The sequence below is a fragment of the uncultured Corynebacterium sp. genome, assembly GCF_902782855.1.
Taxonomy (GTDB): domain Bacteria; phylum Actinomycetota; class Actinomycetes; order Mycobacteriales; family Mycobacteriaceae; genus Corynebacterium.
Map to the genome: position 1 here is coordinate 1 of NZ_CACZOO010000121.1, position 8,527 is coordinate 8,527.

At 68.9% G+C, this 8,527-nt stretch carries 3 protein-coding genes; all 3 read left to right on the plus strand.

The annotated features are described in order from the left end of the window. Positions 1-307 precede the first annotated feature (307 nt). The 3 genes from QZV72_RS05720 to QZV72_RS05730 are packed head-to-tail and all read left to right on the plus strand — an operon-like array spanning position 308 to position 8,403. On the plus strand, positions 308-2,359 hold the full coding sequence (locus tag QZV72_RS05720; RefSeq protein WP_297006190.1) for a hypothetical protein: 2,052 nt from the start codon (positions 308-310) through the stop codon (positions 2,357-2,359). A 27-nt stretch (positions 2,360-2,386) separates the two neighbouring features. After that, positions 2,387-5,146: a PD-(D/E)XK nuclease family protein gene (locus QZV72_RS05725; protein WP_297006192.1), complete on the plus strand. Its 2,760-nt coding sequence runs from the start codon at positions 2,387-2,389 to the stop codon at positions 5,144-5,146. Then, a complete protein-coding gene (locus QZV72_RS05730) occupies positions 5,143-8,403 on the plus strand; it encodes an exodeoxyribonuclease V subunit beta (protein ID WP_297006193.1) in 3,261 nt (1,086 codons plus the stop codon). The genes QZV72_RS05725 and QZV72_RS05730 overlap by 4 nt, the downstream gene beginning before the upstream one ends. The last annotated feature ends 124 nt before the right edge of the window (positions 8,404-8,527 follow it).

An 8,527-nucleotide genomic window follows, 5' to 3' on the forward strand; every position in this document is an offset into this window, starting at 1 on the left:
CAACAGCCTGCGGGCCCGCCACCGAAACGAGCACAGACATGAGACGGCCCTGACCAGGGTGCGGGTCAGGGCCGAGACTCGCCCACGAGCGTTGGTGTGGCCGAGTTCGTCGTCAACAGTAGGCCCCCAGCCGGTTCAGATCCCAAAATAACCCACTTTGGGGGTGTTATGATCCCAGCAAATGGGATTTGACATTGTTTCTCCTGCAGCGGCGGGGACTGCTACCCACTCCGCACACACCACGGCTCCCCTCATGACAGTGTGAGAGTAGACAACCAACATTCTCCCCTCAGACCCGAGGAACACTGTGAAACACAGAACTGAGTCCGACGACAGGGACTACGTCAAGCCCGGAATGCGCCTCCGCCTCCCCAGGGACTACTCCACCTCAGAGCTACCGGACTGGCGTGCCACACTGTTCACCCTGGTTCTTCCGTTCCCCGCGTCCGGCCTCCCTCCCGCGCGGACGGCACAACGGTTCGTGGACCTGCCCCCGTCCTGGTTGCCTGGCAGATTCCGTGGCATCCAGACAATTGAGACCGCCGTCGACGTAGACGGCACCTATCGGGCACCCGACTGGAACCGACAGGGAGACGGGGTCTACGCATACACCCCCCGGACCTTCCATGAGACCGCCACCGCCAGATTCACCGGACCGCTGGCGGAGTCCGTCGGTGCTGCGGCTGTCGACCGGGATGTTCCGGGGCTCAACCGGTCCGGATCCACCACCACATCGAATCCACTGCGTGAGGACCTCCGGTGCCACAGGTACCTGTTCTCCGCCGACACCTACTCCACAGTGAGTCCGAAGCACGGGGACACTCCCGCTTCCGGCCAACCGGAGAAACCTGTCTCCGTCTTCATGCTCGATGAAGAGCCGGTCGACGGTTCCAGTGTTTCCTCCCGTGCCAGCGTCCGGCTGGTGTGCGCCGAGTTTCTCCAGTACCGGGGAATGCTCACCCACCGTGATGTCAGCACGCCCGACGAATCCGGCGGGGAGAAGGTTCATTCAGTGCCGGGCGAGCTCGCCCACGACTACCTCGTTCTGCACATCCTCGCCGAGAACTGTTCCTCCTCCTCGCTCGAACAGGTCTCGCAGTCACTGCACCGGTCACGCCGCCGGATCACCGTGAAGTCACCGGGGCAGACAGCGGAACGGACACCGGGGGAGACACAGGACGTGCGTCTTTTGGACCGTTTCATCGCGGACGCCGTCAATGCCCTCAACGACGGTGCACCCGACAGCGACCGCTTCATCGCATCCGTCGGTAAAAGCGGTGAGATCGCCGGTGGCAGCAAGGTGACTTTCGCGGAGCCGACCGTCATCCGGCATCCGGGCGAACGCCCGGTCCGACTGTGGCGAAGCGGAGTATCCAGGCGGCCGGTCCGGGTCGTCTGCGCGGTTCCGGGCAAGGATCTCGACGCGCACCCCGCACTGTTCCAGGATCCCGGGGAGGACAGTGAATGGGGCTGGTGTCTCCAGGACACCTGGGCCTGGGCACTGGGTTCCGGCGCCGACCAGTTCGCGGAGGGGATTCCCCGCTACTCCTCAGCCACCCCGGACAATCCCGACCGCAGCGCTTTCGAGTACTGGACCATGGTCCCGACCCACCACGGTGCGGCGCTGGTCCGCAATTGTCCCGCAGACGTCCACGACTCCAATCCGTGGATGCTCTCCGGGACCAGGCTCATCGACCTGGCGATCCTCATTCATCGGGCATCGACCATGCTGGGCAACATCGGGGAGCGTCTCCGCTCCATCACCCTCGCCTCGTCTGAACTGCGTGGGTCCGAAGACGGCGACCAGAGTCTCGATGATGCTGTCGCCGATCTCTCCGCCGCCCTGAAGAAGTTCCGGGACATCCAGTCGGACTTCGTCCGGTTCCGCGACCGGCTGTGGTTCGAGGTCGTCCCGGGTCGTGACCTGGACACGGAGTTCATGCTCTCTCTCCGGGAGTCTCTCGGGGTGACGCGCCGCTATCTCGATGTCAAGGACGAACTGTCTCTGCGGGAGGCCGTCTACTCGGTCCAGTTCAACCAGCGTCAGGTCGACCTCGACCGGCAGCTGCAGCGACAGGCGGCGGAGGAGGCGCAGGCCCGGGAGAATGAACGGGACCGTAGGAATCACCGGCAGTCCCAGCAGGACAGCCTCCAGAACAAGACCCTCGCCTTCCTCGCGATCGTGTTCGCGATTCCCGGTCTCATCCAGCTGCTTCCCCCGGAACGGTCGCTTCCGCTGTTCCTGGGGACCACCGCCGTCATCGTCGTCATCATCGTCGCGGCCCTGTACGTGGTCCGACGCCACCAGAAATCGAACACCGGCACTCCCCACGCCGATGCCGTCCGGTCCACCCGGTAGCCTCGCGACCAAGAGAAAGGACGCCGCATGCACATCACCTTCGGATGGGGTTTCGACACCGCCCGCTGGACCACCGCCGCCACCCCCGCCACACTAGGTGAAGTCGTCACCGGCCCGACGGGGCTCACCGACATTCTCGCCACCCGGCTCGCCGTCACCCGACCGGAGCTTGACCAGCCCACCCGAATCGCCGCCTACCGCAGTGCTCTGCGCCGGGTCATCGCCACGTCCGGCCCGGGATCCTGGCCCGCCACCGGCTTCTCCCACGACCCGTGGACCGTCGCCCGGGAACTGCTCACCTGGCGTGACCAGCTCGTCGCCGCCGGGTGGTGTCCCGACTTCCCCGCCGGAACACCGGGCGCCGCGGATTCCGCCGTTCCCGAGCGTCTCGGCGTCCTCACCCGCGTCGAAGCGCTGCTGGCGACCACGCCCGGCTGGGCACCGGGTCCCGCGGACTCCCTGCGCACCATCGACGCGATGCTCACCGACCTGGTCAGCGCCGGCGCCTCGTGGCCACTCGGTATCGACGCGATCGACCTCGACCATCCCGTCGATGACCTGCCACCACTGTGGCGGCGGATCCTCGGAAACCTCACCGTTCTCGGTGTCCCGGTCACTGAGCTGCCCGAACCGGCGCCGCTGGCCGAACTCACCATCCTCACCGCGGACACGGAATGGGACGCAGCCCCGGCAGTCGCCCGCCTGCTCACCGACCTCGAGAGAACCGGTGGGCACCACACCGTCCTCGCCGGACGTTCCAGCCAACTGCTCGACCATGAGCTACTGCGCCTCGGAGCAGCGCCGGTGGGCGTACGCCCCGGCGGTGTCTCACCGCTGTCCCAGGTCATCCCGGTGTTCCTCCGGGCGGTCACCGCACCTCACGATGTGTCCGCTCTCGCCGACCTGCTCAATGTCACCGTCCCGGGGCAGAGGGGGGCCGCCGCATTCCCGCTGCTGCCCGGGGCGCTGCGCAGGACCCTCATTCGCGCCATCAGTGAACAACCCGGGATCGGTGGACCTGCATGGGCGGCGGCTGTCGCCGACACCCTGGCAGATGCCGGGCCGGAAGATGCCGGGGCCGTCCGCGAGTTCGACGAACTCATTCGCCTGACCCCGCTCACCGACCATGACGGCATAGAGACCGCCCTCGTCACCGCCCACCTCGCCTGGCTCGCCAGACAGCTCAGGCGCTTCAGCCGTGGTGACAACGAACCCGCCCGCGTCGCAGAACTGACCACCACCGTCAGCACGCTGGTCGCCGGGCTCGGGGACCGGATCAGCGGCCACGAACTCGACCAGATTGTCGCCGAGGTCACGAGTACCGGAGGGCTCCGCGTCCATGCCGGGGCATCAGCGACCCGTGATGTCGTCACCACCCCCGGCCAGCTCGGCACCGGTACCGCCCCGGTCGTCTGGTGGCTGCCGGTCGATGACCGTTACGGGGTGCGTGACCTGCTGCGTCCCGCCGAAGCTGTTTGGCTGCGGGACGCCGGAACCGTCATGCCCGACCCTGAGGCGGTCGCCCGGCTCACGCTGCACTCCGAGCTGCGGGCGCTTCGCCGCCGAGGCACCGTCACCGCGGTGCTGCCCACCCGCGTGGACGGGGAACGCGCCGCCGAGCACGCCGCCCTCACCTTCCTCCTCAACGACCTGCCCCGCCACACCGGCACCACCTCCGACGACCTGCGCATCGCCACCCGGCAAGCGGCCGTCCTGCCCGCGGGCACGGCCCACTCCCCCGACGCCCTCGAATTCTGCGTCCCTGACCCGGTCCACCGCACCGTCGCCGGCGGGGAGCACCTCATCCCCACCCGTATCAGCTTCTCGCAGTGGGAGAAGCTGCTGGTCCATCCGCTCGAATGGCCGCTCGACCGGCGTCTCGGGGTCCGCGCCGGCGGCCTGGTCGACGTCCCCACCGGCAACCGGATGATCGGTACCTGGCTCCACGCCGCCGTCGAGGCCGTCGTCGGTCGGCAGCTGAGCGAGAACGACGGCGCACCGGTCACCGTCCGTGTCACTCCGCAGGAGGTCGCCACGGAACTCCGGGCGCTACTGCCCGCCTACGCCTCCGAACTCGCGCTGCCCGGCCACAGCCGCGACCGTGGTGCCACGGTCGCCCTCGCCGTCCGCTCCATCACGGGCCTGTTCACCGCACTGGAGGACGCCGGCATCCGCGTCCGCGACGTGGAAGCGGAGTTCGAGACCACGCTGACGGGGAGTCACGGACACGACGGTGCGCCGTTGACCCTCGGTGGTTTCCGCGACATGGACGTCGTCATGGCCGACGGCACCGACGGTGTCATCGACCTGAAGTACACCTTCGCCAAGAGAAAGTACCGGGACGCGGTGGCCGACGGCACCGCCCTGCAGCTCGCGGTGTACGCCGCCTCCGTCGCGGGGGCCGGCGGACGGCTCGCCGAGGTGCCGGTGGCGTACTTCTCCCTCCACGACAATCTGCTCCACACCGCCGACCGCCGTTTCGGGCTCGGCGACGACACACTCGAGGTCACCGTCGCCGAGGGTGGAGCCCCGACCGCCGACGATCTGTGGAACCGGGCCGTCACCGGGCTCAACCGCATCCTGGACGACCTGCGCGCGGGACGGGTCACGGATCTCGGCAACCTCCTGGTGCTGCAGGAAGGTGACGCCGATGATGACGCCGACAGCACCACCGATGACGCACGGGCCGCCCTCGCCGCCGCCGGCGAAACCGGGTTCCTTCCCGCCGCGTCCGCCAGATACACCGATCTAGCGCTGGTCACCGGCGTGAAAGGAGACCGGGCATGACCCGCTGGACCATCATCAGGGCATCGGCCGGATCCGGGAAGACCTACCGGCTCACCGAACTGCTCACCGACCGGCTCACCCACGCAGGTGACGACGGCACCGTGCTGCGTCCTTCCCAGATCATCGCCACGACCTTCACCCGCGCCGCCGCCGCTGAACTCACCGACCGGATCCGTGGCACGCTCGTCGACCGCGGCCTGCTGGACCAGGCCGCCGCACTGCCGACCGCACTGATCGGCACGGTGAACTCGGTGACCGGACGCATCCTCACCGACTTCGCCCTCGACGCCGGCCGATCCCCCGATCTCGCCGTCCTCACTGAACAGTCGCAGCACGCCGCCTTCACCCGTGCCACCGACCACCTCATCGCCGACGCCGAGGACGCCCACCGCGCCCTGCTCGCACGAACCGGCTATGACGCGGTCGAGGACCGTGGCTTCTTCAGCCGGGCGACGAACTGGGCGGCGACGATCCGCAGCGTCACCGACCATGCCCGCTCGAACAACATCGCCGCCGGGGAACTCCCCGGCTTCGCCGAGGCCAGTATCGCCGAGCTCCACGCCGTTCTCGACGAGGAGTCCGCCGGCTCCGCCCCCACCGACACCCGTGCCGCCCTGGCCACCGCCGCCCGCTCCCTGCCCCGCCGGCTGCGCGACGAGATCGATGACGGCACCATCCCCACGCGTTCGGCGAACGGCGTCCTCGACCGGATCGACGCCCTGGAACGGTTCGGACGCCGGGTGCGCCGCGACCGTGACTCGATCCCCTGGTCGGACTGGTTGAAGACCGCCGAGGGCAAAGTGCCGGGGGTACCGTCGCCGACCAAGCCGATCAAGGAGGCCTACGGGTCGGTCACCTCCGCCGCCGAGATTCTCGCCGACCCTGCCCTGCGCGGCGACGTGGACACGCTCATCCGACTGGTCTTCACCACCGCGGCGGAGTGCCTGAGCGCCTACGCCGACTACAAGGACGCCCTCGGCCTCATCGATTTCACCGATCAGGAACAGCTCACGCTGCAGCTGCTGCGTGGGGAAGGTGTGCCCGAGGCGACCCGGCAGGCGGTCCGGGAGACCCTGGCCGCCAGGTTCCGGATCCTCGTCGTCGACGAGTTCCAGGACACCAGCCCCCTGCAGCTAGCCCTGTTCACCGAGCTTGCGCAGCTGGTGGACGAGGTGATCTGGGTCGGTGACCCGAAGCAGTCGATCTACGGCTTCCGCGGGTCCGACCCCGCGCTGATGGATTCAGCGGTCGAAGTGATCACCGATCCGGCTGGACTGGCCGGGCGCTCCGAGGTGCTCACGCACTCCTACCGGACGAGGCAGGCGCCGCTGGACCTGTCGAACCGCCTGTTCAGCCGCTTGTTCACCGGTGATGTCGAGCTCACCGTCCCGGAGGCGCGCGCCTGTGCCTACGCCGCCGACGGTGCCCGCGCGGCGGGCGAGACCGTCACCTGGCCGCACACCGAAGGCCGTGCGAAGAAGGAACTGTGGTTCGACCGGATCGTCGACGGCATCGCCGAACTGGACGACCGTGACGCGCACCGGGGCAGCCGCGCGATCCTGGTACGCACCAACACCCACGCCGCGGAGATCCGCTCCGCGCTGGGTGCCGCAGGTATCCCCTGCGCCGGTGGTGGCGTCCCACTGTCGACCACCAGGGAAGGCCAACTCGTCACCGCCGCCCTGGCACTGCTGCTGGACACGTCGGACACCCGGGCCCTGGTCGAGCTGATCACGCTGATGCCCGACCACCCGGCCCACGCGGACTGGTTCGATCAGCTCACCGCACTGCCGGACCGGGACGCCTGCCGGGCGCAGCTGCGGGAGTGGGCCGCTGACCCGGTGCTCGCACCGTTGACCGCGTTGCGCGGCGCCATGTCCGAACTGCCGGTCACCGAACTCGTCACCGCGGTGGTGGATGCCCTCGACCTGCGTGGACGTGTCGCCGCATCGACCGGTCCCGCTCAGCGCACCGGGTCAGTCACCGGGATCCTTCAGGCCGCGGCGGACTTCGCCGCCGAGCAGGAGTCCGCCGGTGAGCCCGCCACCGTCGCCGGGGTGCTGGCCCACCTGGCTGATGAGGGTACGGTCTCCACCCCGACCGCCGAGCCGGGAGCGGTGGAGGTCCACACCGTCCACCAGGCCAAGGGACTGGAGTGGGACACGGTCGTCGTCGCCCTGCCGGACGCCCGGGAGCGGTTCACCCCCGCCGGGGTGTGGGTGCAGTCGAACACCCCACTGACCATGTCCGATCCTCTGGCAGGACGGCATCTCCGGTTCTGGCCGGACACCCTGCTCGCCCACTCCGGGGTGAAGAAGGCGCTGACCGCCACTGACGCGCAGCAGTCCCGACGCACCACCGAACTCCTCGAGGAGCAGCGGCTGCTCTATGTCGCGATGACCCGGTCGAGGTTCCGGACCGTGCTGGCCCCCTACTCGTCGACGGCGAAGTGGAGAGCGCTGGCGGAGTCCGGTCTGGCCGCCGGTGAGCTCGCCGAACTGCTCGCCGATTCGGACCCGGTGCCCGCCCTGCCGCGCGAGACGGAGAAGCCGGCGGAGCTGGCGGAGACGGCGACGGACGCCACCGGGTCCATCTCGCCGGCCGGGCAGCTCGATGTCGACCGTGGTGTCGCCGATTCCGGCTGTGAGATCGTGTCCGCCACGTTCGCCCCCAGTGGTGCCGAAGCTTCTGCGGAGCTCGCCGCGGGTGCCCTCGTCCGCGAGGTCGCGGACCTGGGTCCCGCGTTGGTCAGCGGTGGTGGCCCGGAGTGGAACAAGGTCGGTGACTGCATCCACTCCTACCTCGCCGCTCCGCTGGACTCCCTGGATGACGCCGTGAAGCAGCAGGTCGCCGCACGACTGGTGACGAACTGGGGTGTCGGTGCCGTGGTCACCGCTGAGCAGGTCGTGGAGTGCGGTGAACGGTGGCAGCGGTTCCTGCATGAGTCCCTGGGGGCGACCGCCGTGGACTCCGAGGTTCCCTTCACCTGGGCCAACGCCGACCACCAGCGGGCCCAGGGCTGGATCGACCAGCTGGTCACCGTGGCTGGCGGCGGCGACAGCGGCGACGACCGGCAGATCATCGTGGACCACAAGACCTACCCCGGGGGCGACCCCGTCGGCCATGTCCGGAAGAACTACCTCGGCCAGATGGACGTCTACCGGCAGGCCCTGACCGACATCACCGGTACCGCCCCCGCCCGGATCCTCATCCACCTGCCGCTGCTGGGATCGGTTGTGGAAGTGGAGCTGCCGTAGCAGGCCGGTCGAGGTCAGGGTTCCACGGAACCCGCCGATTCTGCCGATTCTGCCGACTCCGCCGACTCCGCTGCAGCACCACCGGGCTCGTACCGGAGCTCATGAGGGCCGGCAGCATTCGCGA

Coding starts and splice junctions, on each gene's coding strand:
- QZV72_RS05725 (WP_297006192.1), top strand. CDS start 2,387: ATGCACATCACCTTCGGATGGGGTTTCGACACCGCCCGCTGGACCACC.
- QZV72_RS05730 (WP_297006193.1), top strand. CDS start 5,143: ATGACCCGCTGGACCATCATCAGGGCATCGGCCGGATCCGGGAAGACC.